24 protein-coding genes and 1 pseudogene are annotated in these 25,800 nt (G+C 74.4%); 13 read left to right on the top strand and 12 right to left on the bottom strand.

The genetic code is table 11. The features are described 5' to 3' along the window. Window positions 1-123 precede the first annotated feature (123 nt). Window positions 124-2,733, bottom strand: coding sequence for a SpoIIE family protein phosphatase (locus ACIGXM_RS31025; RefSeq protein WP_396566708.1), 2,610 nt, complete (start codon window positions 2,731-2,733; stop codon window positions 124-126). Between the two features lie 364 nt (window positions 2,734-3,097). Next, window positions 3,098-4,159, bottom strand: a complete 1,062-nt coding sequence (locus ACIGXM_RS31020; RefSeq protein ID WP_396566706.1) for a Scr1 family TA system antitoxin-like transcriptional regulator — start codon at window positions 4,157-4,159, stop codon at window positions 3,098-3,100. 140 nt (window positions 4,160-4,299) lie between these two features. Between ACIGXM_RS31020 and ACIGXM_RS31015 the strand changes: the two genes are divergently transcribed. Genes ACIGXM_RS31015 through ACIGXM_RS31005 form a run of 3 tightly spaced genes read left to right on the top strand, consistent with a single transcriptional unit; the run spans window position 4,300 to window position 5,836 of the window. Further along, entirely contained in the window at window positions 4,300-4,632 is a 333-nt protein-coding gene (locus ACIGXM_RS31015) for a hypothetical protein (protein ID WP_396566704.1), read from the top strand. Between the two features lie 5 nt (window positions 4,633-4,637). Then, entirely contained in the window at window positions 4,638-4,898 is a 261-nt protein-coding gene (locus ACIGXM_RS31010; protein ID WP_396566702.1) for a hypothetical protein, read from the top strand. Continuing rightward, complete coding sequence (locus tag ACIGXM_RS31005) at window positions 4,895-5,836, top strand: methyltransferase domain-containing protein (RefSeq protein WP_396566700.1); 942 nt, start codon at window positions 4,895-4,897, stop codon at window positions 5,834-5,836. Before ACIGXM_RS31010 ends, ACIGXM_RS31005 begins: the two co-directional genes overlap by 4 nt. Window positions 5,837-5,902: 66 nt before the next feature. Here ACIGXM_RS31005 and ACIGXM_RS31000 read toward each other — a convergent pair whose 3' ends face one another. Further along, window positions 5,903-6,814, bottom strand: a complete 912-nt coding sequence (locus ACIGXM_RS31000; protein WP_396566698.1) for a MerR family transcriptional regulator — start codon at window positions 6,812-6,814, stop codon at window positions 5,903-5,905. 72 nt (window positions 6,815-6,886) lie between these two features. Here ACIGXM_RS31000 and ACIGXM_RS30995 point away from each other — a divergent pair, with 72 nt between their 5' ends. Continuing rightward, on the top strand, window positions 6,887-7,708 hold the full coding sequence (locus tag ACIGXM_RS30995) for an alpha/beta fold hydrolase (protein ID WP_396566696.1): 822 nt from the start codon (window positions 6,887-6,889) through the stop codon (window positions 7,706-7,708). A 55-nt stretch (window positions 7,709-7,763) separates the two neighbouring features. Here the strand turns inward: ACIGXM_RS30995 and ACIGXM_RS30990 are convergent. The 4 genes and pseudogenes from ACIGXM_RS30990 to ACIGXM_RS30975 all read right to left on the bottom strand — a co-directional run. Then, a pseudogene (locus tag ACIGXM_RS30990) lies at window positions 7,764-7,883 on the bottom strand (NUDIX hydrolase); the annotation flags it as partial. Between the two features lie 41 nt (window positions 7,884-7,924). Beyond that, complete coding sequence (locus ACIGXM_RS30985; RefSeq protein WP_396566694.1) at window positions 7,925-8,344, bottom strand: PIN domain nuclease; 420 nt, start codon at window positions 8,342-8,344, stop codon at window positions 7,925-7,927. Then, window positions 8,341-8,541: a type II toxin-antitoxin system VapB family antitoxin gene (locus tag ACIGXM_RS30980; protein WP_396566692.1), complete on the bottom strand. Its 201-nt coding sequence runs from the start codon at window positions 8,539-8,541 to the stop codon at window positions 8,341-8,343. The genes ACIGXM_RS30985 and ACIGXM_RS30980 overlap by 4 nt, the downstream gene beginning before the upstream one ends. 122 nt (window positions 8,542-8,663) lie before the next feature. Continuing rightward, entirely contained in the window at window positions 8,664-10,130 is a 1,467-nt protein-coding gene (locus ACIGXM_RS30975; protein ID WP_396566690.1) for an NCS2 family permease, read from the bottom strand. A 275-nt stretch (window positions 10,131-10,405) separates the two neighbouring features. Here ACIGXM_RS30975 and ACIGXM_RS30970 point away from each other — a divergent pair, with 275 nt between their 5' ends. Both ACIGXM_RS30970 and ACIGXM_RS30965 read left to right on the top strand, forming a co-directional pair. Further along, window positions 10,406-10,681, top strand: coding sequence for a DUF2530 domain-containing protein (locus tag ACIGXM_RS30970; protein WP_396566688.1), 276 nt, complete (start codon window positions 10,406-10,408; stop codon window positions 10,679-10,681). 99 nt (window positions 10,682-10,780) lie between these two features. Further along, window positions 10,781-13,294 (top strand): HAD-IC family P-type ATPase, encoded by a 2,514-nt coding sequence (locus tag ACIGXM_RS30965; protein WP_396566686.1) that lies wholly within the window; start codon window positions 10,781-10,783, stop codon window positions 13,292-13,294. 37 nt (window positions 13,295-13,331) lie between these two features. On the opposite strand, the gene ACIGXM_RS30960 is transcribed toward ACIGXM_RS30965, so the two are convergent. Further along, entirely contained in the window at window positions 13,332-16,652 is a 3,321-nt protein-coding gene (locus tag ACIGXM_RS30960; RefSeq protein WP_396566684.1) for a sacsin N-terminal ATP-binding-like domain-containing protein, read from the bottom strand. A gap of 153 nt (window positions 16,653-16,805) precedes the next feature. Continuing rightward, window positions 16,806-17,684: a DUF3027 domain-containing protein gene (locus ACIGXM_RS30955; protein ID WP_396566682.1), complete on the bottom strand. Its 879-nt coding sequence runs from the start codon at window positions 17,682-17,684 to the stop codon at window positions 16,806-16,808. A 545-nt stretch (window positions 17,685-18,229) separates the two neighbouring features. Here ACIGXM_RS30955 and ACIGXM_RS30950 point away from each other — a divergent pair. From ACIGXM_RS30950 to ACIGXM_RS30935, 4 genes are read left to right on the top strand one after another with little or no spacing between them, the layout of a single operon-like run. Beyond that, entirely contained in the window at window positions 18,230-19,618 is a 1,389-nt protein-coding gene (locus ACIGXM_RS30950) for an MFS transporter (RefSeq protein ID WP_396566732.1), read from the top strand. Between the two features lie 26 nt (window positions 19,619-19,644). Further along, complete coding sequence (locus tag ACIGXM_RS30945; RefSeq protein ID WP_396566680.1) at window positions 19,645-20,223, top strand: hypothetical protein; 579 nt, start codon at window positions 19,645-19,647, stop codon at window positions 20,221-20,223. Next, window positions 20,220-20,900, top strand: a complete 681-nt coding sequence (locus ACIGXM_RS30940) for a futalosine hydrolase (RefSeq protein ID WP_396566678.1) — start codon at window positions 20,220-20,222, stop codon at window positions 20,898-20,900. Before ACIGXM_RS30945 ends, ACIGXM_RS30940 begins: the two co-directional genes overlap by 4 nt. Then, window positions 20,893-21,771, top strand: coding sequence for a 1,4-dihydroxy-6-naphthoate synthase (locus tag ACIGXM_RS30935; RefSeq protein ID WP_396566676.1), 879 nt, complete (start codon window positions 20,893-20,895; stop codon window positions 21,769-21,771). Before ACIGXM_RS30940 ends, ACIGXM_RS30935 begins: the two co-directional genes overlap by 8 nt. A 95-nt stretch (window positions 21,772-21,866) precedes the next feature. Here the strand turns inward: ACIGXM_RS30935 and ACIGXM_RS30930 are convergent, their stop codons facing one another. After that, on the bottom strand, window positions 21,867-22,250 hold the full coding sequence (locus ACIGXM_RS30930; RefSeq protein ID WP_396566674.1) for a cold-shock protein: 384 nt from the start codon (window positions 22,248-22,250) through the stop codon (window positions 21,867-21,869). Window positions 22,251-22,688: 438 nt separating this feature from the next. Between ACIGXM_RS30930 and ACIGXM_RS30925 the strand changes: the two genes are divergently transcribed. Beyond that, a complete protein-coding gene (locus ACIGXM_RS30925; protein WP_396566673.1) occupies window positions 22,689-22,913 on the top strand; it encodes a hypothetical protein in 225 nt (74 codons plus the stop codon). A gap of 6 nt (window positions 22,914-22,919) precedes the next feature. On the opposite strand, the gene ACIGXM_RS30920 is transcribed toward ACIGXM_RS30925, so the two are convergent. After that, window positions 22,920-23,546: an HAD family hydrolase gene (locus ACIGXM_RS30920; protein WP_396566671.1), complete on the bottom strand. Its 627-nt coding sequence runs from the start codon at window positions 23,544-23,546 to the stop codon at window positions 22,920-22,922. Between the two features lie 114 nt (window positions 23,547-23,660). Between ACIGXM_RS30920 and ACIGXM_RS30915 the strand changes: the two genes are divergently transcribed. Further along, on the top strand, window positions 23,661-24,614 hold the full coding sequence (locus ACIGXM_RS30915; protein ID WP_396566669.1) for an ABC transporter substrate-binding protein: 954 nt from the start codon (window positions 23,661-23,663) through the stop codon (window positions 24,612-24,614). Between the two features lie 41 nt (window positions 24,615-24,655). Beyond that, window positions 24,656-25,543, top strand: coding sequence for a class I SAM-dependent methyltransferase (locus tag ACIGXM_RS30910; RefSeq protein ID WP_396566667.1), 888 nt, complete (start codon window positions 24,656-24,658; stop codon window positions 25,541-25,543). Here the strand turns inward: ACIGXM_RS30910 and ACIGXM_RS30905 are convergent. After that, window positions 25,519-25,695 (bottom strand): hypothetical protein, encoded by a 177-nt coding sequence (locus tag ACIGXM_RS30905; RefSeq protein WP_396566666.1) that lies wholly within the window; start codon window positions 25,693-25,695, stop codon window positions 25,519-25,521. The two genes, ACIGXM_RS30910 and ACIGXM_RS30905, sit on opposite strands and share 25 nt — an antisense overlap. Window positions 25,696-25,800 lie beyond the last annotated feature (105 nt).

Below are 25,800 nucleotides of genomic sequence, written 5' to 3'. Positions count from 1 at the left end.
GCGCCCCCCCCCCCCCCCCCCCCCCCCCCCCCCCCCCCCCCCCCCCCCCCCCCCCCCCCCCCCCCCCCCCCCCCCGGCGTGGGTGCACCCGAGCGGCGGCCGGCCGCCCGGGTCGACGGTCCATCAGTCCGGTCCCGGGGCATTCACGGGGAGCGCCTGCTCGCACCAGATGATCTTTCCGTTCGCGGTCTGTCGCACGCCCCAGCGCTGCGTGAGCTGCGCGACGAGCAGCAGTCCGCGACCGCCCTCGTCGAGCACGCGGGCCCGACGCAGGTGCGGTGCGGTACTGCTGCCGTCGGTGACCTCGCAGATCAGCGTCCGGTCGTGGATCAGCCGCAGCCGGATGGGCGCGCCACCGTACCGGACGGCGTTGGTGACCAACTCGCTGACGACCAGTTCGGTGACGAAGGCGGCCTCGTCCAGGCCCCAGGCCGCCAGCCGGCGGCCGGCGTCCGCGCGGATCCCGGCCACCGCCGCGGGATCGACGGGCACCTCCCAGGTGGCGACCCGTCCGCCGTCGAGGCGCCGGACCCGGGCCAGCAGCAGGGCGGCGTCATCGGCGGGGCGCTCCGGCAGCAGGGTTTCGACGACCCGGTCGCACCGGGCGTCCAGGGAGAGTTCCGGGATGGCGAGCACCCGCCGCAGCTCGTCCAGCCCGGTGTCGATGGCACGCTGCCGGGACCCGACCAGGCCGTCGGTGTAGAGGGCGAGCAGGCTCCCCTCGGGCAGGACCGTCTCGACCGCCTCGAACGGAACCCCACCGAGGCCGAGCGGGGGTCCGGTCGGCAGGTCCAGGACGGCCGGAGTGCCGTCCGGGTGGGTCAGGACGGGTGCCGGGTGTCCGGCGCGGGCCAGGGTGCAGCGCCCCGAGACCGGGTCGTAGATCGCGTAGAGGCAGGTGGCGCCGATGTCTCCGGTCACGGCGAGGTCCGCGTCCGTCTCGGATTCGGCGGCCAGCCGGATGACGAGGTCGTCGAGCTGGGTGAGCAGCTCGTCCGGAGCCAGATCGACGTCGGCGAGCGTCCGCACCGCGGAGCGCAGCCGGCCCATGGTCGCGGAGGCGTGGATGCCGCGCCCGACCACGTCGCCGACGACGAGCGCCACCCGCGCGCCGGACAGCGGGATCACGTCGAACCAGTCGCCCCCTACCCCCAGCCGGGGATCCGCCGGCAGGTAGCGGAAGGCCGCCTCCACGGCGGACTGCGCCGGCGGCCGCCGGGGCAGCAGACTGTGCTGCAGGGTGAGGGCCGCCGTGCGCTCACGGTTGAAGCGCCGGGCGTTCTCCAGGGAGACGGCGGCCCGGGCGACCAGCTCCTCCGCCAGAGCCAGGTCGTCGGTCTCGAACGGTTCGGGGCGCCGGTAGCGGACGAAGTCCGCCACTCCCAGCGTGATGCCCCGCGCGATCACCGGCACCTGGATCCACGAGTGGAACCCGTAGCTGCGGCTCCTGGCCGAACGCACGGGGTCCTCCGCCACCCAGGCGCCGATGGCCCGGTCCAGCACCGGGTGCAGCTCGGACCGCCCGGTCGCCAGGCAGCGGGCGTGCGGTGAGTGCTCCGTGTAGCGGTCGACCTCGCCCACCCCGACCACGGACTCCGGCGTGCCCTCCAGGAGGGAGTGGTGCGCCACCCGGCGCAGCACCGCGCCCGTGATCGGCCCCGGGAGCGGCTCGTCCCCACTCAGCGCGGTCTCCAGCAGGTCGACGCTGACGAAGTCGGCGAGCCGGGGTACCGCCACCTCGGCCAGTTCCTGCGCCGTACGGCCGACGTCCAGGGTGGTGCCGATGCGCGTGCCGGCCTCGTTCAGCAGCTTCAGCCGGTCCTGGGCCTCCGCGGCCCGACCGGCCAGCGCCCGGAGTTCCGTGGTGTCCCGCAGCGTGGCCACGGACCAGGCGGGCCCATCGTCGACCGCCGTGGGCCGGAGGTTGACGGCCAGCAGGCGGTCCCCGGCCGGGTGCACCTCGTCGGTGACCGCGCGCCCGGACGCCAGCAGCGCGGCCATCTCGGGGGCCAGACCCAGGTCCCGCAGCGGCAGCCCCTCCACGGGCGGGCGCAGGCCGAGCAGCTGACGGGCCTCGTCGTTGGCCAGCACCAACCGCTGGTCCGCGTCCAGGATCAGCACGCCTTCGCGGACCGCGTGCAGGACGGCGTCGTGGTGCTCGTACATCCGGGTCATCTCGACCGGCCCCAGGCCGTGGGTCTGGGACCGCACCCGCCTGCTCACCACCGCCGCCCCGCCCGTGGCGATGGCCAGCACGACCGCCGCGGCGCCGAACAGGAGCGGCAGCTGACGGTCGACCCTGGCACCGAGGTCCACCGTCTGCACGCCCGTGGAGACGATGCCGACCACGACGCCGTGCGCGTCGGTGATGGGAACGAGGGCTCGCACCGCGTCCCACGGCTTGCCCTTGAAGACCTCGGTGAGGGGCTGCCCGGCCGCCGCCCGTCCGACGTCGCCCTGGACACGCTGGCCGATCAGTCTCGGTACCGGGTCGGTGAGACGGATGCCGCTCGTGCTCAGCACATCGACGAAGTCGACACCCGAACCCTGCTGGGCCGCCACGGTGAGCGGTTCGAGAACCGCTGTGGGATCGGGCGAGCGCAGCGCCGGCGCCAGGCCCGGGGAGTGCGCGAAGCCCTCCGCGACAGCGAGTGACCGGTGGCGGGCGTCGTTCCGGGCGTCGTACGTGGTCCTGAGCACCAGGGTCGCGATCGCGGCGGCCGCAAGCAGCACCAGGACCGCCAGCTGCCAGACGAACGCCTGACCAGCGACGCTCCGCAGGCTGAAGAGCGAGGCCAGGGACGCCTTCCAGGACCGGCCGCCGGATCGACGTGGGGCCGGGCCGCCGTCTCCGGCTCCACGCCCTCGATCGGAGCCCGAGTGGCCCCGCCGATGGCCTGGCCCCCTGTCGGGCGGCGGGCAGCGCGACGGCCAGGGCAGGCGACGGAAGACCGAAAACCGACCCAACCTGTACATATCGTCATTTCTAGCATCTGCCCTGACTCCGGACCGCCGACGCGGCGGGGTCCGGCGGGCAGGCACTCACCACTTTCGCGCCGGCCTCGATCACGGCGGGTGACGGCGCGAGTGATCGCGATCAGACCGCGCCGAAGCGGCCCGCCTTGACGCCGTCGACGAACGCGGCGAAGGAGCCGGCGGGGAAGAGCAGCGCGGGGCCGTCCGGGTCCTTCGAGTCGCGAACCGGGGTGACGCTGTGGAAGCCGTCGGCGACCTCGATGCACTGACCGCTGTTCCCACCGGAATAGGTGGACTTGCGCCATGGGGCGCCCGGAAGTTCCTTGGGCGGCAGCATGTTGATCATCCCTTCCAGGATGGAGCGGATCAGGCGGGCCGACTCACGCACGCTCAACGCGTGGGCTTTTGCCTGATCATAGCGGCGTAGCCACTTCTGATACTCCGTCTGATCGGTAATGAGGTGTCCGCGCGTAAGGCTTTCGGAATAGACCACATGCCGACCATCTGCCATCTCAAGCAGGTTGATTGAGACACCTGGCCCAGCTAACTCGCCCAGCTCGAACGGAAGTACTTGCACGGTGATGTTGGGCCGTCGAAACGCCGCGAGGACTGCCTGGAGCTGCCGGTACATCACCACTGGACCGCCGATCTGGCGACGAAGAGTGTCCTCGTCGAGCAGGAGGTCCAGCGTCACGCTCTGATCGAACAGGCGCTGCTGCCGCTCCAGACGCGCCGTCACGCGCTCATCGATCTCAGCCGGAGTGGCGGTGGGATCGAAGTCGATGAAGAGCGCCCGCATGTACTCCTCGGTCTGCAGGAGCCCCGAGATACGGCCGGTCTGCATCTCCCGGATCGCCTGGGCCCGCCGTTCGGCTTCGACGAACGCCCGGAACCAGTCGGGGTAGAGATCCTGCGACTCGCACTCAATCGCGGGGATCATTCGACTCAACACTCCTTGCGTGCCAAGGATTTGGTCCGCCGATTTGGCAAAGTCGGCGGTCGGCGTCCGTCGGGTGTTCTCGATCGCCGAGATCCAGGACTGATCGCAGTGCATCCGGCTCGCGAGCTCGGCCTGGGTCATCAGTGCGACCGACTCACGCCAGTGCCTCAGCTCGGCGCCGAACCGTTCGGCCGCGCTGTTGGCCGTCGTCGAGTCCGTCGTCACCCGTCTGCGAGGTGCCATCTCGCGCCGTCCTCTCTATGACAGATCGTCCGTCCTGCGGAAACGCTTGGTAGTCGGTTCGTCACCGGCCGACACTCAGTGTGACCCCGGCCGGCCCGACTTGTCCCGGGGTTCGTGGACAACACACCTCGGGAGGACTCATGTCGCACACCAGGCCGACCCTCGTACCGGACACGACCCAGCTCCGCCAGGAGCTGGACCACCGAGCGGAAGCGGAACTGGCGGTGAGAACCCTTGTCCGAGCGTTGGAGGTGGCCGGACTCCCGCCGCTGGTCGGCCTGGAGGCGTTCCGGATCACCAACACCCGGCACGGCGCGCACGTCGAGCTCGGCGGCTGCGGCGCCCGGACGCTGCTGGCCATCGCCGAGTACCTCCTGGCGCACGCGCTCTGCGTCGCCCGCGTCATCCCCGGCGCAGCCGTGCCCGCTGGGCTGGCCGAACTGTCCACTGTGCGCATGGGGTTGAGCCGGTGAGCCGGATGACGATCCGCACCTACCGGATCACCACCACCGGCGAGCGGATCGACCTGGCCCCCGAAGCGACCTACCGGGCCGACCACCGCGGCAGCTTCGCCCCACTCGGGAACGGCCCGTGCGCGTGTCCCCGTTGCGGACGCACCGCGCCCCAGGAGTACGACCGCGGCCGCGAAGCCTTCCACGCCTCGGTCGCGAACGGCCTGCGCGACCTCGCCCGCTCACCGCTCAACACCGATCAGCTCCCGAGAGGCCCCCACACGTGACCGCCCCCGCCACCCCGCTCGAACAGCTCACCACCGTCGACCCCACGTGGCACAGGGTCGCCGAGGCCGTGCCCCGGGAAGCCTTCCCCTCCAACGCCTTCGACGAGTTGGCCCTCCCGATGTGGCAGCGGCTCGAAGTCCGCAGTGGTCACCGGGTGTTGGAGATCGGTACCGGCACCGGCTACTCGGCGGCCCTCGGCGCGCACCGGCTCGGCGACCAGAACATCGTCAGCGTCGAGGCGGACCCCGAGGCCGCCGACCGTGCCGCGACCGCGCTCAGGACCGCCGGGTACTCCCCCACGCTGGTGGTCGGGGACGAACTCGACGGCCACGCCGGGGCCGGCCCGTACGACCGGCTGATCGCCACCCGCGCGGTCCGCTACCTGCCGCACCGCTGGCTCCACCAGGTGAAGCCGGGCGGGAGGATCCTCGCCACGCTGTCCGGCTGGTCGCACGGCTCCGGGCTCGCCCTGCTCACCGTCACGGCACCCGGCCACGCCGCCGGCCGGTTCCTGCCCGACTGCCCGAACCTCCCGCTGGCCCGGTCCCACACGCCGCCGCCCCGGCGGAGCGTCACCCTCGCCCCCGGCGACCAGCGGCCCAGCCGGATCGACCCCGCCACACTCGACACCTGGACCGGCGCCTGGGTCGCCCAGCTCGGCGCCCCCTCGGCGGAGCGCACGGGCGCGGGCGAACGCCAGATCCTGCTGGACGTCGCCACCGGCTCGCAGGCCCGCACCGAACCGGACGTCGCCGGCGGCTGGACCGTCACCCAACGCGGACCGCTCCGCCTCTGGGACCAGGTGGAGCACGCGGTCCTCCGGTGGCGGCGCCGAGGCTCGCCGCGGCAAGGGGAGTTCAGGATCACGGTGACACCACGAGGTCAGCTGGTCCGGCTCGGCGCCGAGGACGGCCCCGGCTGGCAGCTGCCGGTCTGAGCGGCCGGGAGCCGGAGTCGGCGAGGTTCCGGACCGGCAGGGGCCCGGACCGGCAGGGGTCCGGGTTCAGCGAGCCGACGAGGCGGACTGAGCGTCCAGCGCGGTGCGGAGCCAGTCGTGGGCGGCCCCCATGGTCGGCTCCGGCGGGCCGGACAGCTCGGCGGCGAGCTCCCAGTAGCGGCTGATCAGCGGATCCGCGCTCCGCGCGAGCCGGACGCCGAGCTGCCGGCGGAAGGCGGGCGTGTCCCGGGTGCCGCGGGAGTGGGCGTGCGCGGCGACGAAGCAGTCGAGCGCCTCGCCCTGGTACGGCGGCCGCCGCGCCCGCAGGTCCGCCGAGGCCAGCGCGTACGCCTCGCCGAGCCCGTCGTAGAGCACGGCCGGGCGCTCGCCCACGTGCCGGTCCTCGGGCCGGCACTGGTCGCTGTCGAACCGGGCCCGCGAGGTCAGAGCGTGCAGCCGGGCGAAGGCCAGCACCTGGGCCGGGGTCGGATCCGCGGGCGGCTGCGGCACCGCCGCCTCGACGATCGCGGAGACCAGCCGGGCGGGCAACCGCGCGGGCAGCAGGCGACGCCAGAAGCGTGCCGGGGCGTCCGTACTGGGCGGCGTGGTCATGGCACCGACCAGGCGCAACCGATCGGCGCGCTCCTCGGCGGGGCAGTCCCGGAGCAACTGGAGCGCGGCCTCCCGCCACCGCAGGGCGGCCAGTTGCGAGCCGACCTGCCGCAGCCGGCCGGCGATGACGTCCTCCAGCGCGTCCTCCTCCGCCAGGACCCGGCCCACCTCCGGGACCGGCAGGTCGAGGGTGCGCAGCGCGCGGATCAGGCGCAGCCGGTCGAGCGCCTCGAGGCCGTACCGGCGGTGTCCCCCGGCACTGCGGACGGCCTCGGGCAGCAGGCCGCGATCGGAGTAGAAGCGGACGGTCTTGACGGTGACGCCCGCGCGCTCGGCGAGCTCTCCGATACTCCAGGTGCCGGACAAGACTTGAACCTCCCTCAGGGGGAGTTCCTACCGTACCGGGGAGCGCGGAGCACCGCGCAGGAGGAGGAGATCATGACGACGTTCGTGCTGGTGTCGGGTGGCTACACCGGCGGCTGGATCTGGCGTGAAGTGACCGCTCGGCTGCGGGAGTCGGGGGCGGCGGCACACCCGGCGACGCTCACCGGCCTCGGCGACCGCCGGCACCTGGCGGGCCCCGGCACCGATCTGGAGACGCACATCGAGGACCTGGTGCAGCTGATCGACCACGTGGACGCCGGCGACGCGGGGCTGGTGCTGGTCGGGCACTGCTACGGCATCTACCCGGTGCTCGGCGCCGCCGACCGGCGCCCGGAGCGGATCGCCCGGATCGTCTACCTGGACGCGCCGATGCCGGAGGACGGCCGCTCGGTGCTCGAGCAGACGCCCTGCGAGCTGCGCGAGCGGGTGCGGCAGCGGGCCGGGGCGTCCGGGGACGGCCGGTCGATCCCCCCGCCGCCACTCGAGGACCGGGAGATCTGGGGGAGCCTGGCCGGCATCTCCGAGGACGCCCGGGCCCGGCTGGTCCGCCTGGCCGCACCGCAGCCACTGGGCACCCTCACCCAGCCGCTGCGGCTGTCCGGAGCGGTCGCCGCGATCCCGACGTCCGGGGTCTTCTGCACCGACAACGGCCTGAGCATCGCCATGGCCGAGGGCCTGGTCGCCACCGGCGACCCGCGCTTCCAGGTGCTCGCCGACCCCCGGGTGGGCTTCTTCGAACTCCCCACCGGACACTGGCCGATGCTCTCCTCCCCCGTCGAACTCGCCGACGTCCTGCTCCGGGCCGCCGCGGGCGAGGGGCACCGGCTGGCCGACCCGAAGGCGGCGCCGTCCGTGGAGCGGAACGTCCGCGCGTAGGCTTCACCGGCGCCGCGGGTCCGGGGAGGATCGGGCGGCATCGCCGCCCGACGCCTCAGATCGCTTTCTCTGCTCGGGAGTTGCCGGCATCCAGCAGCAGCTGCAGCACGCCCACCAAGGTCGCGCTGCTGACGATCTCCCGGCGGTCGATCATGCCGCGCAGCTCGGAGAGCGGGAAGCTACCAGAGACGCTCGCCGACCGGTCGGCCCCCTGCCTCAGTCGGCGCTGCCCGCCGGGACGACCCAGCGGGTGGGCTGTCCGGTGATGGCCGCGATCATGTCGTAGTCACCGTCATAGTGCAGGACGGTGACGCCGTGGCGCTCGGCCGTCGCCGCGATGAGCATGTCGGCCATGGACAAGGCGCGATGATTACCCCGGAACAGCGCCTGATGCTGGATGTCCTTCGCACGGTCCCAGACTTCGTCCGTACAGGGGAGGTAGTCGAAGCCGGTGAGGAGGTGTCGAAGCCGGTCCGCCTCTGCGGCCGAGCGAGCGCTGTGCAGAACCTCCATCTCGACTGCCGCACTCACGGCGAGCAGCGCCCGCTGCGAGAGGTCGTCGAGCAGTGGCCGCACGGTGGGCTTGCCCCACCGAGCGAGAGCCGATTTGTCGATCAGATAGCGCTCCCGGCTCACGCCGCCGCCTGATCGCCCGGCTCGTCCAGAAGGTTGAACTCGCCGTTGGCGATGGCGTCCGCGAGCTCTATCCGGCGGGCCAGCTTCACCACCTCCAACAGGGCGGCGTTGACCGTTGCGACCTTGGTCGTGGTCCCGAAGAGGCGCTGCGCTTCGGCCAGGAGGTCGTCGTCGAGGTCGATGACGGTTCGTGCCATGGTCACTCCTCAGTAGCCGACTACGAGAAACGATATCAAAAGTGGCGGAACTCAGATATCGAAATCCCCGGCCCTCCCGCGCGGGACACGGGAGGGCCGGGGAATCGGGCTGCGAGCGGGGGCTACTTCGCCAGACCCAGGGCCGGCATCAGGTAGTAGAACGCGAAGACCGCCGCCACCACGTACAGGGCGACCGGGACCGAGCGCCCCCGGCCGGTGGCGAGGCGCAGCACGCAGAAGGTGATGAAGCCCATGCCGATGCCGTTGGTGATGCTGTACGTGAACGGCATCAGGACCATGGTCAGGAACGCCGGGATGGCGATCGTGAAGTCGGCCCAGTCGATCTCCCTGATCGAGTTCGCCAGGATCAGGAAGCCGACGGTGACCAGGGCCGGGGTCGCGGCCTGGGCCGGGACCATGGTGGCCAGCGGGGTGAGGAAGAGGGCGACCAGGAAGAGGCCGCCGGTGACCAGGCTGGCGAAGCCGGTGCGGGCGCCTTCCCCGACGCCCGCCGTGGACTCGACGAAGCAGGTGTTGGCGGAGGCGGAGGTGGCGCCGCCGGCGGCGGTGGCGATGCCGTCGACCATCAGGATCCGGTTGATGCCGGGCAGGTCGCCCTTGGCGTCCAGCAGGTGGGCCTCGTCGGCGACGCCGAGGATGGTGCCCATCGCGTCGAAGAAGCAGCTCATCAGCACGGTGAAGACGAAGAGGATCCCGGTCAGCGGGCCGACCCGGTGGAAGCCGCCGAACAGGCTGACGTTGCCGACCAGGCCGAAGTCCGGCGCGGCGACCGGGTTGCCCGGCCACTTCGGGACGGTCAGGCCCCAGAGGTCGGCCGGGACGGTGGCCAGCTCGTCGATCGCCAGGGCCAGCACGGTCATCGCCACGATGGAGATCAGGATCGCGCCGGGCACCTTGCGTACCACCAGCACCATGGTGAGCAGCAGCCCCAGCACGAAGACCAGCACCGGCCAGTGCAGCAGGTGGCCGGTGCCCCCGAGCTGCAGCGGGACGGTGGTGTGCGCGGCGTCCGGGATCCGGCTGACGAAGCCGGAGTCGACCAGGCCGACCAGGGAGATGAAGAGGCCGATCCCGATCGCGATGGCCTTGCGCAGGCCGAGCGGCACCGCGCTCATCACCCGCTCGCGCAGTCCGGTGGCGACCAGCAGCATGATGCAGAAGCCGGCCAGCACGACCATGCCCATGGCGTCCGGCCAGGTCATCTTGGGGGCCAGCTGGAGCGCCACGATGGTGTTCACGCCCAGGCCGGCGGCCAGCCCGATCGGGACGTTGCCGATCACACCCATCAGCAGGGTGGTCAGCCCGGCGGTGAGGGCGGTGGCGGTGACCAGCTGGGCGCCGTTGAGGTGGGTGCCGTTGATGTCGACCGCGTTCGACAGGATGATCGGGTTCAGCACGAGGATGTACGCCATCGTGAAGAAGGTGGCGACGCCGCCGCGGACCTCGCGGACGAAGCTGGAGCCGCGCTCGGAGATCCGGAAGAAGCGGTCGACAGCGCCGGCCGAGGCGTTCGGCGACTGCTGGCTGGGCTCGGGCGACTCGATGGTCGGCTGGGCCACGGATGGCATGCGGTGTCCTCTGGTGGGGGCGGAGGAGGCGGTGGCAGGAGGCCGGGGCGACGGTGACCGGCACTGCGGCAGGGGTGGCGAGGCAGCAGGTCAGGCTGACGGGCAAGCTGACACGCCGCGATCAACCGGCGTCTTTAGTATGAATTGCCGTTCGGGCCCGCGCTATCTTCGCGCGTAGAGCATCGCCACTTACCGATTGGCACCCGGTCGCCTCCCGCCCGGGGCCCGGCCGGCCAGCCCGGCCGGTGGCCGGGCAGCAAGTAAGCTTGCTCCTCGTGCCGAAGATCCCGCTGCGCCCCGCGCCCCCGCCGCTGGAAGCCAACGACGTCGCGATCGTCGGCGCCGGCACGGTGCTCTGGTTCGTCGCCTTCCTGGCGCTGCTCCCGTTCCACCACAGGCTGACCGCCGACGGCCACGGCAACTGGCAGTGGATCTGCCTCTCCGGTGGCCTGCTCGGGCTGATCGGCCTCTGGTACTGCCGCTCCCGCCGGGCCGCCATCCAGCGCAGTCGCGCGCAGCAGGAGGCGGAGTCCGGCCCCGCGGCCGACTGACCCCCACCTGAGTCCCCCACCCGAGTCCCCCACCCGGTCGGCCGGAAATAGGACTTTAGTAGCACGCACCGGACATTTCACCCCCGTAGAGTCGGTGCCATGACGCACCCCGCGGAGGAGACCACCGACCCGGACGACGCCGTGGCGGCCGCCGGCTCGGCAGCGGCCCCCGGGGCACACGCCTGCGGCCCGTCCGGCGGCCGGCGCGGCGGGCTGAGCAGCGCCGAGGTGGCCGAGCGGGTGGCCCGCGGCCAGGTCAACGACGTGCCGGTGCGCTCCAGCCGCTCGGTGGCCGAGATCGTCCGGGCCAACGTGTTCACCCGGTTCAACGCCATCATCGGCGTGCTCTTCGCGATCATCCTGGTGGTCGGCCCGATCCAGGACGGCCTGTTCGGCCTGGTGATCGTGGCCAACACGGCGATCGGCATCGTCCAGGAGATCCGCGCCAAGCGCACCCTGGACAGCCTGGCGCTGATCGGTGAGGCGAGACCCGAGGTCCGCCGGGACGGCCAGCCCCGGCAGATCGCGGTCGCCGAGATCGTGCTGGACGACACCGTGCTGCTCGGCACCGGTGACAAGGTGATCGTGGACGGCGAGGTCACCGAGGCGGACGGCCTGGAGATCGACGAGTCGCTGCTCACCGGCGAGCCCGACCCGGTGCTCAAGCAGCCGGGCGACGCGGTGATGTCCGGCAGCTTCGTGGTGGCGGGGGTCGGCGCGTTCACCGCCACCAAGGTCGGCCGGGAGGCCTACGCCGCCCAGCTGGCCGAGGAGGCCAGCCGGTTCACCCTGGTGAAGTCGGAGCTGCGCACCGGCATCAACAGCATCCTGCGGTTCATCACCTACCTGCTGATCCCGACCGCGCTCGGCCTGGTGATCAGCCAGTGGACGGTGGAGCACAACGACTGGCGCGAGGCGGTGCGCCGGACGGTGGCCGGGATCGTGCCGATGGTCCCCGAGGGCCTGGTGCTGCTGACCTCGGTGGCCTTCGCGATCGGCGTGGTGCGGCTCGGCCGCCGGCAGTGCCTGGTGCAGGAGCTGCCGGCGATCGAGGGCCTGGCCCGGGTGGACACCGTCTGCCTGGACAAGACCGGCACCCTCACCGAGGGCGGCATGGACGTGCTGGCGCTGCGCCCGCTGGACGGCGCCACCCTCACCACGGCCGCCGACGGGACCGGCCCTGGCGGCCGGGCCCCGCTGGACCACGGCGCGCTGCGCCAGGCGCTCGGGGTGATGGCGGGTGCGGACGCCCGGCCCAACCCGAGCATGCGGGCGGTGGCCGACGCCTTCGGTGCGGACGGCCGGCAGCCGGACGGCCGGGAGCGCGAGGACTGGCGGGTGCTGGAGGCCATGCCCTTCTCCTCCGCCCGCAAGTGGAGCGGGGTGCAACTGCTGGAGCCCACCGGCGGCGAGGCCAGCTGGCTGCTCGGCGCGCCCGACGTGCTGCTGCCGGTCGGGCACCCGGCGCTGACCGAGGTGGACGAGTTGGGCGCGCGGGGCCTGCGGGTGCTGCTGCTCGGCCGGACCCCGGTGCCGCTGGACGCGCCCGACCCGGCCGCACGCCTGCAGCCGCTGGCCCTGGTGGTGCTCCAGCAGCGGGTCCGCGCGGACGCCGCCGCCACCCTGCGCTACTTCGCCGACCAGCGGGTCGAGGCCAAGGTGATCTCCGGCGACAGCGCCGTCTCGGTCGGCGCGGTCGCGGCCGGCCTCGAACTGCCGGGCGCTGAGCACCCGTTGGACGCCCGGGCACTGCCCGCCGAACCCGGCCGGCTGGCCGACACCGCCGAGCGCACCACGGTCTTCGGCCGGGTCACCCCGCGGCAGAAGCGCGCGCTGGTCGGCGCCCTGCAGTCGCGCGGGCGGACCGTCGCGATGACCGGCGACGGCGTCAACGACGTGCTGGCGCTCAAGGACGCCGACATCGGCGTGGCGATGGGCTCGGGCAGTGAGGCGACCCGGGCGGTCGCGCAGATCGTGCTGCTCGACGACCGGTTCGCCACGCTGCCCTCGGTGGTGGCCGAGGGCCGCCGGGTGATCGGCAACATCGAACGCGTCGCGAGCCTCTTCCTGGTGAAGACCGTCTACTCGGTGCTGCTGGCGCTGCTGGTGGTCTTCACCCAGCTGCCCTACCCGTTCCTGCCCCGGCACTCCACCGTGCTGAGCGCGCTGACCATCGGGATCCCGGCGTTCTTCCTGGCCCTGGCGCCGAACAGCGAGCGGGCCCGGACCGGCTTCGTCCGGCGGGTGCTGCGGCTCGCGGTACCGGCCGGGGTGATCGCCGGCGCGGCCACCTTCACGGCGTACGCGCTGGCCCGCGCCGACCGGGGCACCGACCTGACCGCGGACACCAGCGTGGCCACCCTGACGCTCTTCCTGGTGGCGATCTGGGTGCTGGCGATCGTGGCCCGGCCGTACAGCTGGTGGCGGCTGTTGCTGATCGGCACGATGGGACTGGCCTTCACCCTGGTGCTGACCGTGCCGTTCCTCTCCGACTTCTTCCAACTCAGGCTGGTCGGCGAGCGCGACCCGTGGACCGGGGTCGCGATCGCGCTGGTCGCCGGCGCGCTGCTGGAAGTGGTCTGGCACCACGTCCGGCGCGGCCTGGATCAATAGACCGACAACAGCCGCGCCGGAGAGGTGGGTTACCGCGTCAGGACTCGAAGTCCCGGGCCGCCGACAGCTCGTAGGCACGGTCCGGCTCGGTGAGCGCGGCCAGCACCTCGAACCGGCGGTGCCACTGGCCGACCGACCAGGCGAGCCCGGCCGCCAGGCCCTCCGGGGTCGCCGCGTGCAGCAGCCCGGGAACCGGCGCGTTCTCGAACTCGTCGTCCTCATCGGCGAGTTCGGCGGACTCCGGATCATAGGGCAGCTCCGGCGCGGGCGCCGAGGTGTCCCAGCGCCAGTCCACCGCCGCCTCCTCGCCGTCCGGGCCGACCACCAGCAGCTCCTCGTGCTCCTCGTAGGCCACCGGGCAGCCGGGCAGCAACTCCCGCACGAACGCCGGGACTCGATGCAGCGATCCGTCCGAGAGCACCCGGCCGCCGGCGATCTCGCTGGCCAGCGAGACGTGCAGCCGCTCGGCCAACTCGGCCGCCAGCGCGGGCGCCACCGGCACCAGCGGGTACGGGTGCAGCAGTTGCACCAGGTCGGGGGCGTCCGCGACGACCGCCTCGGTGGCGTCCACCAGCACGGTGTGCGCCGGGCGCCGGCCGGTCGCCGGGTCCAGCGGCGGCAACGCCCGCACCGCGTCCTGGGGGGAAGCCGGCACCGACTCCACCTCCACCCCGGCCAACGCCGAGTAGATGCCGTGCAGTTGACGGTGCCCGACCTCGCTCGCCGGGTCGGTCAGCCGGTCCAGCAGCTCGTCCGGACCGTGCGGCTCGGCGAGCAGCGCGGCCAGCGTGGTGCGCACCCCCAGCGCGTGCAGGAACTCCTCGTCCAGCGTGGTCCGCGCCTCGTCGTAGAGACCGCGCAGCAGCGGGTCGGCGCCGGCCGCGCGCAGCCCGGCCGGCTCCCGGCCGTCCAGCACCGGGTGGTCGCGCAGCCACCAGGCGGTGTACGGGGGCAGGTCGGCGTACCGGCCGTCCGCCAGCAGCGCGCGGACCGGGGCGACCACCGCGTCCCGGTACGGCGGCCGGGCCAGCAGCGCGAGCGCCTGCGGCCAGGCCTCCTCGTCCACCAGGTCGAGGTCGCGGACGGCCAGCAGCTCGGCGGCCACCGGCGGCACCCCGAGCGCGGCGGCGTCCGCGTAGACCGCCTCCAGCGTCTCCTCGCACCAGTCGGCCAGCCCGTCCGGCGCCTCGTCCAGCAGACCGGTCGGCGCGCCGCCGGAGGCCCGGTCGTGCGGCACCGTCGGGTCCAGCCGCTCCAGGTCGTCCGGGTCCAGCACCACGTCCTCCGCCCGGACCAGCACGAACTCGCTCAGGACCCCGACCGCGGAGAGGACTTCGACGCCCCAGCGGTCCAGCAGCTCCTCGTCCACGTACGGCGCGTCCTCCGGGCGGACCAGCGCCGCCAACGGGCTGTGCGGCAGCACCAGTTCACCGGCCCGGACCGGCTCGCCCTCGTCGTCCAGCAGCGCGAGGCGGGCCAACCACGGGTGGTCGCCCGGCTTCGCGTCCGCCGCCTTGACCAACGCCAGGACGGCGTCGGCGAGTTCACCGGCCATCTCGTCGTCGTCCTCGGCGATGTCCAGTGAACGGGCCACCGCGGCCCGCACCTCGGGGGTCTCCAGCACCCCGGCCGGGGTGGCGGTGACCGCACCCAGTTTGGCCAGCAGCGGGTGCGCGGCGTCGGGGTGGGCCAGCCGCAGGTCGAGCAGGGCCAGCGCCTCGGCCAGCGCCTCCGGGTAGCCGGGGAAACCGGCCCAGTTGGCCGCGTCCGAGGGCAGCAGCACCCGGCGCGGGCCGGTCACCGTCCGGCCGGTGGCCAGCGGCACCGGCAGCGCGCCGAGCGCCTCCGGATCGGCCCCGGCCAGCGCCCCGTACAGGCTGCGCCACCAGGCCGGCTCCCGCTCCAGACCGCCGAGCTGGTCCACCACCTCGGCCAGCGGCACCCGCCGCACCTGCAGCGCGCGCAGCTCGGCCCGCCGCTCCAGGCCGGCCGGCAGCAGCCCGGGAAAGATCGGCGCGAGCGCCTCGACCACCGAACTGTCCGCCCCCTCCAGCAGGGTGGCGTCCTTCGGGCGCAGCGCCGGGGTGCCCGGCTCGACCGCCGCCGGGTGCGGCAGGAACGCGGTGCCCGGCAGCCGGCCGAGCACCGCGGTGCGCAGCGCGTTGTCCAGCGCGCCCTGGCCGAGCGGCCCGGGCACGAGCGCGAGCGAGCCGAGGTCGGCGCCACGGGCCCGCAGCAGGTCGGTGTAGGCGTCCGCGGCCCGCTCGGTGACGAAGTCGGCCAGCGCCCCGGGCGCCACGTGCCGGCGGGTCGGGTCCAGCGGGTAGGAGGCGATCAGCAGCGCCGGGATGCCCAGCGGCTCCTCGCTCGGGGTCGGCGCGTGCAGCACCGGGGCGACCGGCAGCGGCTGCGGGGTGCCCACGGCGGAGACCGGGACCGCCCAGGTCACCGTCCAGTACGGCCGGGCCCGCTCCTCCACCGGACGGTCCGCCAGCAGCTCGGGCGGCAGCGCGCCGGTCACGGTGACGGTCTGCCAGAAGGACTCCTCGATGCGGTCCGCGGTGCGGTCGGCGAGGGTGACCGTGCCGAGGCCGTCCTCGGTGCGGGTGGCGGCCGAGCGGGTCAGCGTCCGGCGGCCGCCCTCCGGGGTCTCCACCACCAGCTCGGCGATCCCGGGCAGGGTGAGCAGCAGCGCGTCGTCGATCCCGTCCAGCAGCCGGCGGGCCAGGTCCTCCGCGGCGGCGTCCCGCAGCGGCAGCAGCACCACGGTGTCGTAGCCGGCCGGCGGGGTGCCCTCGGTCGGCAACGGCAGCCGCAGCAGCGGCAGATGGCCGCCCCGGCGGAGCAACTCGTCGGCCAGCTCCGGGTGTTCGGCGGCCGACTGGTCGAGCAGCCCGCGCGCCTCGCCGAGCGACCAGCGGACCCCGCCCGAGCCGCTGAGGATCGCCGGCTCGTCACTGACCGCCAGCACGGCGGCGAAGCCGATGCCGAACCGGCCCACGGTCGGGCCGGCGTCGGCCCGCTTGGAGGAGGCCCGCAGGGTGGAGAGCGACTCCACCGCGCTGGCGTCCAGCGGCACGCCGGTGTTGGCGGCGGCCAGCACACCGTCGGCCAGGGTCAGCCGCAGCCGGCCCGCGCCACGGCCGGCCCGGGCGGCGGCGTCCGCGGCGTTCTGCGCCAGCTCGACCACCAGCCGGTCCCGGTAGCCACCGAGGGCCAGCTCCTCCTCGGCGTTGGCGTCCTCACGGAACCGGGCCGGGGAGGCCGTCCAGGCGTCCAGCACACGTCGGCGCAGCGCGGCCGTGCCGAAGGGGTCCGCGACCTGCTCGTCGCCGCTGCCGATGATGCGAGGCTCCACTGGACCCGCCGCCTTCCCCGTCTGTCACACCAGGACCTGCCGTCTGGGGCATTCTCCCCCGAGCGAGCGGTCCGACCGACCAACAGGGCCCTTGACAGCCGCACGCCGCGGCCCGTTCTCGGGTCGCGGCGGGTACGGAACAGCGGGGTGGGGTCAGGAGTGGCCCAGCTCCTCGGCCGGGGCGTCCGGCTCGACCGAGCCGCCGGCCCGGTCCGGGTGCAGCTGCATCGGCTCGACCACCGTCTCGTCCAGGATCAGCTCGGCCGGCACCGGCGGGGCCGGCAGCACGGCGGCCTCCGAGTGCCCGCCGCAGCCGTAGGCGAGCGAGACGATCTGGCCGTCGGCCGGACCGTACTCGTTGCCGCAGACGCCGAAGGCCTGGCCCAGCGAGCCGCCGATCGGGATCAGGAAGCCGCAACTGGTGCAGTTGGCCGGCGCGGACTGGGCCATCGCGGTCTGCGGGCCGTACGCCTTCTCCCAGCGGTCGGCGGCCAGATGCAGGCCGAGTCGGGAGAGCACCCGGGCCCGGGACATCCCCAGCTCCTCGGCGACCGCGCCGATCTGGGCGCGGGCCGGCGCGGGCTGCACCGTCGGGTCGGTGACCTCGAGGTCCTCCTCGCCGTCGAAGACGGCCGAGTTGGGCGCCGGCTCGTCCTCGCCGGTCCAGCCGGGCTCCAGCCGCAGGTCCTGCGCGTCGGTCGGCAGCAGGTCGCCCGGGCCCAGGTCACCGGGGCGCAGCCGCTCGCTCCACGGCACCCACTGCGGGGCCAGCACGGCGTCCGGGCCGGGCAGCAGCACGGTCTCGTCGAGGGTCACCACCTTGGCGCGCGGCGCCCGCGCGACGGTGACCGCCCAGTGCCAGCCGCGGTAGGCGGCGTCCAGGCACTCGAAGGTGTGGGTGACGACCCGCTCGCCCTCGGCACGGGCTCCCAGGTGGGCACCGACGACCTCCGCGCCGACCGCCTCGTCCGCTGCTTGCCTGGCGAGTTCGACGGCCTCGGCACAGAGCCGGTCGGGGGTACGGCTTCGCATCGCAGCACTCACGGCGTCGGTTCTCTCCCAGTCTTCTTACCTGCAGCCTATCGCCGGCGGCCAGCGGCCGTGGCCGGAACGTCGCGGCCACCGGACGGCGGAGGCCCACCGGGGTCCTGACCTCCGGACCCGTGGCCGCCGCGCCGTACCGTAGTGCCCGCGCCGGTACCGCTCGCTCGTGGTACCGCCCCTATTCTGCGCGACCCGGAGCGGTCCGCGGACCGGCCGCGCCGCCGCCGGCGACGCCGTCCGCACGCGCGCCCTGAGCGATACGTGTAGTGCAGGCTACCCGCCGCCCGGGCCGCCGCGACAGCCCGGCGATCCGGCGCGCGGCCCGACCGCGCCGAGCGAACCGGAATCCCTCGTCCCGCGGCGGTTCGTCGGGCAGGATGGGCAGCGTGGCGGACGACACCCCGTCGCAGCACGCCCTGCCCGGCCCGCCCCCGTACCGGCCGGGCGAACCGGTGGCGGAGCCGGCCGACGTGCCGCGACTGCAGCCCGCGGTCCCCCCTGTGGACGGTCCACAGTCGGCGGACGGCTCGCCGGTGCCCGAACCGGACGCCGAGCAGCGCCCCGGCCCGCTGGTCCGCCTCGCCTCCGCCGCCGGCCTGGGCACCGGCCGGGTGGTGCACGGCACCGGCCGCCGGATCCGCCGGGCCACCTCCGCCGACGGCGCCGGCGAGTCCGGCCTGGCCAAGCTGATCGAGCTGCACGCGCTGAACTCCTTCGGCGACATGCTGATCACCGTCGCGCTCGCGTCCACCATCTTCTTCTCCGTCCCCACCGGCGAGGCCCGCGGTCGGGTGGCGCTCTACCTGCTGGTCACCATGGCGCCGTTCGCGCTGCTCGCCCCGGTGATCGGCCCGCTGCTGGACCGGGTCCCGCACGGCCGGCGGGCCGCGATGGCGATGGCGATGCTGACCCGGGCGGTGCTCGCCTGGAGCATGGCCGGCTCGATCGGCGGCGGCGACCTGACGCTCTATCCCGAGGCGCTCGGCGTGCTGGTCGCGTCCAAGGCGTACGGCGTGGTGCGCAGCGTGGTGGTGCCGCGGCTGAAGCCGGCCCGGGTGACCCTGGTCAAGGCCAACTCCCGGGTCACCCTGGCCGGCCTGCTCGCCACCGGCCTGGCCGCGCCGGTGGGCGGGCTGCTGCACCTGGCCGGGCCGTCCTGGCCGCTGCGCGGCGCGTTCCTGGTCTTCGTGATCGGCACTCTGATGGCCTTTCACCTGCCGCACCAGGTGGACTCCGCCAAGGGCGAGCAGCGCGCCGTGCTGCACGCCGGCGCCGACCCGGACGCACCGTCCGTTCCCGGCGCCCCGCCGGCCCCGACGCGCGGGCGGCTGCGCACGGTCGGCCCGGCCGTGGTGCTGGGCCTGCGCGCGGTGGCCGCGCTGCGCGGGCTCTCCGGCTTCCTCACCCTCTTCCTGGCCTTCCTGCTGCGGGTCGACCCGGTCGGCGGGCTGCCCGCGACCGCCGCGCTGGGCCTGCTGGCGGTCGCCGCGGGCGTCGGCAACGCACTCGGCTCGGTGCTCGGCTCCTGGCTGCGCACCCGGGGCTCGGAGCCGACCATCACCGCGATGCTGCTGCTCGCCACCGGTGCGGCCACCGCCGCCGCGCTCTGGTACGGCCTGCCCACCGTGCTGCTGGTGGCCGCGATCGCCGGGGTGGCCGGCTCGCTGGGCAAGCTGGCGCTGGACGCGCTGATCCAGCGGGACGTCCCGGAGGCGGTGCGCACCTCGACGTTCGCCCGTTCGGAGACCCTGATGCAGCTGTCCTGGGTGGCCGGGGGCGCGCTGGGCATCCTGCTGCCACTGGACGGGACGCTCGGGCTGGCCATCGCGGCGGGGCTGGTCGGGGTGGCGCTGCTCTGGACGGTGGTGGCGCTGCTCCGGCTGGGCGTCCGTGGCGGCGCACCGCACCCCCGCGTAGCGTGACGGGCGGAGTTGGATAGCCTTCGTCCATGAGCCTCAGCACCCGTGCCATCGCCGGTCTCGGCGCCGTGGTCGTGATCGGCGCCGGCACGCTCGGCGGGTCCATCGCGTACGCGTCCAGTCAGCCGGCCCCGATCAAGACGCAGGCCACTGTGACGGTCGGCCGCAACTCGTTCCGCTTCGAGCCGCCGGCCGCCTGCTGGAACGGCGGCCAGCCGCTGACCGACGCGGGCAACACCGCCTGCGGCAACCTGTCCAAGAACCCGGCGCAGTTCCCGGTGATCACGGTCAACAGCACCGACCGGATCGGCGTCGGCGTCGACCCGGACACCGCCAACAACGGCTGGCGCGCCTACACCAACGGTGGCGGCGCCCAGGGCAGCGCGACGATCGCGTCCTACCAGAAGGGCAACACCTTCTCCGGCCTGCAGCCGGCCTCGGACGTGCTCGCCACGAGCCGCGACACCACGCTGACCGTGATCGAGTTCGACCCGAAGACCGCCAACTCGGCCCAGCCCGGCATCCTCGGGGTCTGGTTCTTCACCCTGCGCGACAACGCCCTGCCGCCGGCCGCGGCCGGTTCGCAGGACACCAGCACCGGCCAGTGACCGAGGCGCACCCCGACGACGAGCGGCCGGAGCACCGGCTGCTCGTCGTCGTCGCCGTCCCGGCCGAGGCCGAGGCGGTGCTGCGCGGCGCGCCGGACGGCCGGGTGACCGTGCTGGCCGCCGGCGTCGGACCGGCCGCCGCCGCCGCGGCCACCGCGACCGCGCTGGCCGCCCGCCGCCACCCGCTGGTGCTCTCCGCCGGGATCGCCGGCGGCTTCGCGCCGCACGCCCCGATCGGGGCCGTGGTGGTCGCCGACGCGATCGTCGCCGCCGACCTCGGCGCCCAGACGCCGGACGGCTTCCAGGACGTGGCCGAGCTGGGCTTCGGCAGTGTCCGGCACACCCCGCCACCCGCCGCGGTGGCCCTGCTGGCCGCCGCCACCGGCGCGGTCACCGGGCCGGTGCTGACCGTCTCCACGGTCACCGGGAGCGCCGCGCGGGCCACCGAGCTGGCCGCCCGGCACCCGGGCGCCGCCGCCGAGGCGATGGAGGGCTTCGGGGTGGCCGAGGCCGCCGCCCGGCACGGCGTCCCCGCCCTCGAACTGCGGACCGTCTCCAACGCCGTCGGCCCCCGCGACCGGTCCGCCTGGCGGATCGGCGAGGCGCTCGGCGCGCTGGAACGGGCCTTCGCCACCCTGCCGTACGAGAGACTGCTCAAGGAGGCCGCCGGTGGCTGAGCCGCTGCGGATCGCGTACTCGCCCTGCCCGAACGACACCTTCGTCTTCCACGCCTGGGCGCACGGCCTGCTGCCCGGCGCCGACGCGCCCGAGGTGCTCTTCGCCGACATCGACGTCACCAACGGCCTGGCCGGAGCGGGTGGGGGCACCTCCCGGCCGGAGGCCGGGGCGGAGCTGGACGTGCTGAAGATCAGCTACGGCGCGCTGCCCTGGGTGCTGGACGAGTACGCGCTGCTGCCGTGCGGCGGGGCGCTCGGCCGCGGCTGCGGCCCGCTGGTGCTGACCCGGCCGGACGGGCCGGCCGACCTGACCGGGCGTACGGTCGCGGTGCCCAGCGAGCGTTCGACGGCCTACCTGCTGTTCCGGCTCTGGGCCGCCCGGGCGGTGCCCGGCGGCTTCGGCCGGATCGTGGTGCTGCCGTTCCACGAGATCATGCCCGCGGTCCGGGACGGGCGGGTGGACGCCGGCCTGGTGATCCACGAGGCCCGGTTCACCTACCAGCAGTACGGCCTCAGCTGCCTCGCCGACATGGGCGAGGCCTGGGAGGCGGAGACCGGCCTGCCGATCCCCCTGGGTGCGATCATCGCCCGCCGCTCGCTGGGCGCGGACCGGCTGCGCGAGCTGGCCGGCACGATCCGGAGCTCGGTCGAGGCTGCCTGGGCCGACCCGGCGGCCTCCCGGGAATACGTGCGTGCACACGCACAGGAGCTGGACCCGGCCGTCGCCGACCAGCACATCGCTCTCTACGTCAACGAGTTCACCGCGGACCTGGGCGAGGCCGGGTACGCGGCGGTGCGGGCGCTGCTGGACCGGGCCGCGGCCGAGGGACTGGTCCCCGCGGTCGGCCCGGACGCACTGGCCTTCCCGTAGGCATCGCCGGCCCTCCCGTGACCGCGCCCGTCGCGGTCACGGGCGCGGTCCACGGACGCGGTCGCCGTCGCGGAGGGACCGGCGGGGACGGCGCGTCAGACGTCGAACTGGTCGGCCACCGCCCGCAGCAGGGTGGCCAGCTTCTGTCCGGTCGGCTTGGCCGGGTAGCGACCGCGCTGCAGCCCGGGCAGCACCGTGTCCAGCGTGGTGATCAGGTCCTGCACGATCGGCGCCATGTCGTCGGCGCTGCGCCGCTGGGCGGCGGCCACCGAGGGCAGCGCGTCCAGCAGGGTGACCGACATCGCCTGCTCACCGCGGTGCCCGGCGACCACCCCGAACTCCACCCGCTGGCCCGGCTTGAGCGTGCTCACCCCGGCGGGCAGCGCCTTGCTGTGGACGAAGACGTCGTCCCCGTCGTCGCGCGACAGGAAGCCGAAGCCCTTCGTCTCGTTGAACCACTTGACCTGGCCGGTGGGCATCTGGAAGTTCCTCGGTGTGGTGTCGGGCGCCCGACAGCATGGCCGGGGGCGGAAGGTGGCGGGGTCGGCCGGATCGGTACCGGCGCGGGCGGACGGGCCTGGTGGCGGAGTGGCCGACCGGACGGGCGCCCGATCGTCGGCAGCAGACTAACGACCGCTCGGGGGTTTCATTCGCGTGTGGCCGGCGGTAGGTGACCGGCTCTGGCGCGGGGGGCCAGCGGGACGGCATGCCGAGGACGCGACGCGGCGCTCTCCACTGGCTCACACCCCCTGGCAGGAAGCGGGGCCCTGGGTGACCCCGTGCGAGACCTGCATACCCCTGTCTGCCTGCGGTCAAAACTCCCTGTCCGCGAGAAACCGCAGGCAGTGACGGGCGGCCGGGGGGCGGGGGGTCTGTCAGACTTGGCGGGTCCGATCGTGCGTGGTGAGGGAGTCGTGGTGAGCAGCGAGTCGGGAGAACGTCTGGTCCGGTCCGGTGCCGTGGTCTTCTGCGTGGGTGCCGTGGCCACCATCGCGACCTTCGTCCCGCTCTTCCTGCACCTCACCCCGCTGCCGACTCCGGCGTACTGGGCGAGCATGCTGATGCCGCTCGGCTTCCTGATCGCGCTGGTCGGCCTGCTGCGCTCGGCCCGGGCCGGGCGGCGGCGCGCCGGCGGGCAGTAACCCCGCTCAGCCCAGGTGGCCGGCCAGCCAGGCCGGGAACTCGGTGAGCCCGGCCAGCACCACGTCCGCGCCGGCCGCGGTCAGCTCGGCGGCGTCGCACGGACCGGTGGCCACGCCGACCGCCACCGCGCCGGCCGCCCGGGCACCCAGCATGTCGCCGCGGTGGTCGCCGACGTAGACGCTCGCGCCCTGCGCGCGCAGGGCCTCCCCCTTGGTCTCCGCCCAGAGGTCGCCGGCCAGCGCGTCGAAGGCGATCCCCGCGTGCTCCAGGTGCAGCCGGGCGTTGGGCTCGTACTTGCCGGTGATCACGGCGACCCGGCCGCCGCGCTCGCGCACCGCCCCGACCGCCGCCAGCGCCCCCGGCAGCGGGACGGTCGGCGCGAAGGCGTGCTCCAGGTAGAGCTCACGGTAGCGGTCGGTGATCGCCGGTATCCGTTCGGCCGGGAACCAGTTGGCGAGTTCCATGGCGAGCGGCGGGCCGAGCCGGGTGACCACCAGGTCGGCGTCGATCTCGGTGCCGGTCTCGGCGGACAGCGCCAGGTAGGTGGCCCGGATCCCGGGGCGGGTGTCCAGCAGGGTCATGTCGAGGTCGAAGCCGACCGTGAACGGGGCGGGCGCGGGGATCGTGGGCATGCGGCCCAGCCTACGGGGGCCCGCCGCCGGCCCACCCAGCGCGCCGGACCCGGCCCGGGGCGCGATGGGCGGTAGACAGGAGGTCCCACCGTTCCACCGGCCCCTGGGAGAGCCATGCACCGTCAGCCGGCCCGCCGGACGGTCCTGGGCGCGGCGGCGGCCGCCGTCCTCGGCGGCTGCACCGGGACCGGCTCGGACGGCGAGGTCCCGAACGCCCCGGTCGGCCCGAGCACGACCGTCACCGCCGCGAACGGGCCGGTGCCGCTGCCCAGCGCGCCGCTGCGGGTGGCCGTGCTGGACACCGCCGAGCTGGACTCCGCGATGACGCTGGGGATCACCCCGGTCGGCGCCTCCCGGGCCCCCGCCGACCGGACCGTGCCGGACTACTGGCCGGCCCGCCGACTCGCCGAGCTGGCCGACACCGGGACCGTCGGCGGCCCCGACCTGGACCGGCTCCGCGCGCTGCGACCCGAGCTGATCCTGAGCAGCCAGACCCGGGACGCCGCCAACTACGACGCGCTGCGGGCGATCGCCCCCACCGTGCTCAGCCAGACCACCGGCTACCCGTGGAAGGACAACGTCCAGCTGCACGCCCGGGCGCTCGGCCGACTGCCGGAGGCCGACGCGCTGGCCGACGCCTACCGTGGCCAGGTCGCCCAGCTGCTGCGCCAGATCGGCGGCCCGGGACCAGCCGGCGGGCGCCGGGTCAGCGTGGTGCGCTTCGTCGAGGGCCGGATCCGGCTCTACGGCCGGCAGAACTTCCTCGGCACGATCCTCGCCGACCTCCAGCTCGGCCGCCCGGACGCGCAGAACGTCGACCGGTTCGACGTCGAGACCACGCCCGACCAACTCGCCGGCGCCGACGGTGACCTGCTGCTCTACTCCTCGTACGGCAACCCGGACGCGGCCGGCGCCACCCCCGTGCTGACCGGTCCCGGCTGGCAGGCGCTCGGCGCGGTCCGGGCGCACCGCGCCTTCCCCGTCGACGACCTGCTCTGGTTCCAGGGGATCGGCTACACCGGGGCCGGTCTGGTGCTCGCCCAACTGCAGCAGTTGCTCAGCTTCTGACGTCTTGTGAGCCGCGCCACACCGGGACCACCATGGGCGGTATGACGAACACTCAGACCCGAGGTGAGTCACCCTCCGCCGAAGCCGCGGACCAGGGCCGACGCCGCAAGGCCACCCTCGCCCAGGCCTTCTCGCTCGCCGCCGACGAGTACGACGAGGCGAACGGGCACTTCTTCAACCCGATCGGTGCCCGACTGGCCCGGCTGGCCGGGCTGCGCGCCGGCGACCGGGTGCTCGACGTCGGCTGCGGCCGGGGCGCGGTGCTCTTCGCCGCGCTCGCCGAGGTCGGCCCCGAGGGGTACGTGGCCGGGGTGGACCTGGCGCCCGGGATGGTCCGGGCGACCGCGGCGCAGGCCGCCGGCCGCGGGCTGCGCAACGTCGCCGTGCGGGTGGACGACGCCGAGTCGCTGGGGTTCCCGGACGGCTCGTTCGAGGCGGCGCTCTCCTCGTTCGCGGTGATCTTCACGCCGGACCCGGTGGCGGCGCTCGGCTCGGTCCGGCGGGTGCTGGTGCCCGGCGGCCGGCTCGGGTTCACCGCGTTCGGCGCGGACCAGGCCGGCTGGGACCGGCCGCGGGCGGCGCTGAACGCCTTCCTGCCCGCCGAGGCGGCCCGGCGGCGGCAGAGCCGGGCGGCCCGGTACAACGCGCTGGGCCGCAGCTCCGAGGAGGCGGCCGAGCTGCTGCACCGGGCCGGGTTCACCGACGTGCGGACGGTCGAGCACCTCGCCGCGACCCACTACCCGGACGCCGAGGCCTGGTGGCGCTCGGTGCGCACCTGTGCCTGGCGCGACCTGCTGGAGGCGGTCCCGGCCGGTCGGCTGGACGAGGCCCGGCAGGCCGCCTTCGCCGCGCTCGCCCCGCTGGCCGCGCCGGACGGCAGCCTGGTGCGGCGGACGGCGGTCCGCTACACCACCGCGCTGCGCGAGTGACGGCCCGCCCGGCGCCGGGCGGCGCCGTGCGCCTTCGTCAGCAGCGGCACCAGCGCGTAGCTCACGACCGGGACGACCAGCACGGTCAGGACCAACGTCCGCAGCAGCACCGGCAGGTGGACGGTGTAGGGGGCCAGCAGGAGCGAAGCCACGCTGATCGTCGGGTAAACCGCGAGCCAGGTTATGACGGCGCGGTGGTGCGCGGTGGGAACGGACAAGGCTGACCCCCAGGCTCGGTTCGCCGTTGGAGCCAATCT

The sequence above is a fragment of the Kitasatospora sp. NPDC052896 genome, from assembly GCF_044547075.1.
Lineage (GTDB): Bacteria > Actinomycetota > Actinomycetes > Streptomycetales > Streptomycetaceae > Kitasatospora.
Note: the sequence above shows the minus strand (reverse complement) of the source record. Positions and strands in the feature narration are given on the sequence as shown.

Coding starts and splice junctions, on each gene's coding strand:
- ACIGXM_RS30995 (WP_396566696.1), top strand. CDS start 6,887: ATGACGACGTTCGTGCTGGTGTCGGGTGGCTACACCGGCGGCTGGATC.
- ACIGXM_RS30910 (WP_396566667.1), top strand. CDS start 24,656: ATGACGAACACTCAGACCCGAGGTGAGTCACCCTCCGCCGAAGCCGCG.
- ACIGXM_RS30920 (WP_396566671.1), bottom strand. CDS start 23,546: ATGCCCACGATCCCCGCGCCCGCCCCGTTCACGGTCGGCTTCGACCTC.
- ACIGXM_RS30930 (WP_396566674.1), bottom strand. CDS start 22,250: ATGCCCACCGGCCAGGTCAAGTGGTTCAACGAGACGAAGGGCTTCGGC.
- ACIGXM_RS31010 (WP_396566702.1), top strand. CDS start 4,638: ATGACGATCCGCACCTACCGGATCACCACCACCGGCGAGCGGATCGAC.
- ACIGXM_RS30945 (WP_396566680.1), top strand. CDS start 19,645: ATGAGCCTCAGCACCCGTGCCATCGCCGGTCTCGGCGCCGTGGTCGTG.
- ACIGXM_RS30975 (WP_396566690.1), bottom strand. CDS start 10,130: ATGCCATCCGTGGCCCAGCCGACCATCGAGTCGCCCGAGCCCAGCCAG.
- ACIGXM_RS30955 (WP_396566682.1), bottom strand. CDS start 17,684: ATGCGAAGCCGTACCCCCGACCGGCTCTGTGCCGAGGCCGTCGAACTC.
- ACIGXM_RS30980 (WP_396566692.1), bottom strand. CDS start 8,541: ATGGCACGAACCGTCATCGACCTCGACGACGACCTCCTGGCCGAAGCG.
- ACIGXM_RS31020 (WP_396566706.1), bottom strand. CDS start 4,159: ATGGCACCTCGCAGACGGGTGACGACGGACTCGACGACGGCCAACAGC.
- ACIGXM_RS30965 (WP_396566686.1), top strand. CDS start 10,781: ATGACGCACCCCGCGGAGGAGACCACCGACCCGGACGACGCCGTGGCG.
- ACIGXM_RS31015 (WP_396566704.1), top strand. CDS start 4,300: ATGTCGCACACCAGGCCGACCCTCGTACCGGACACGACCCAGCTCCGC.
- ACIGXM_RS30915 (WP_396566669.1), top strand. CDS start 23,661: ATGCACCGTCAGCCGGCCCGCCGGACGGTCCTGGGCGCGGCGGCGGCC.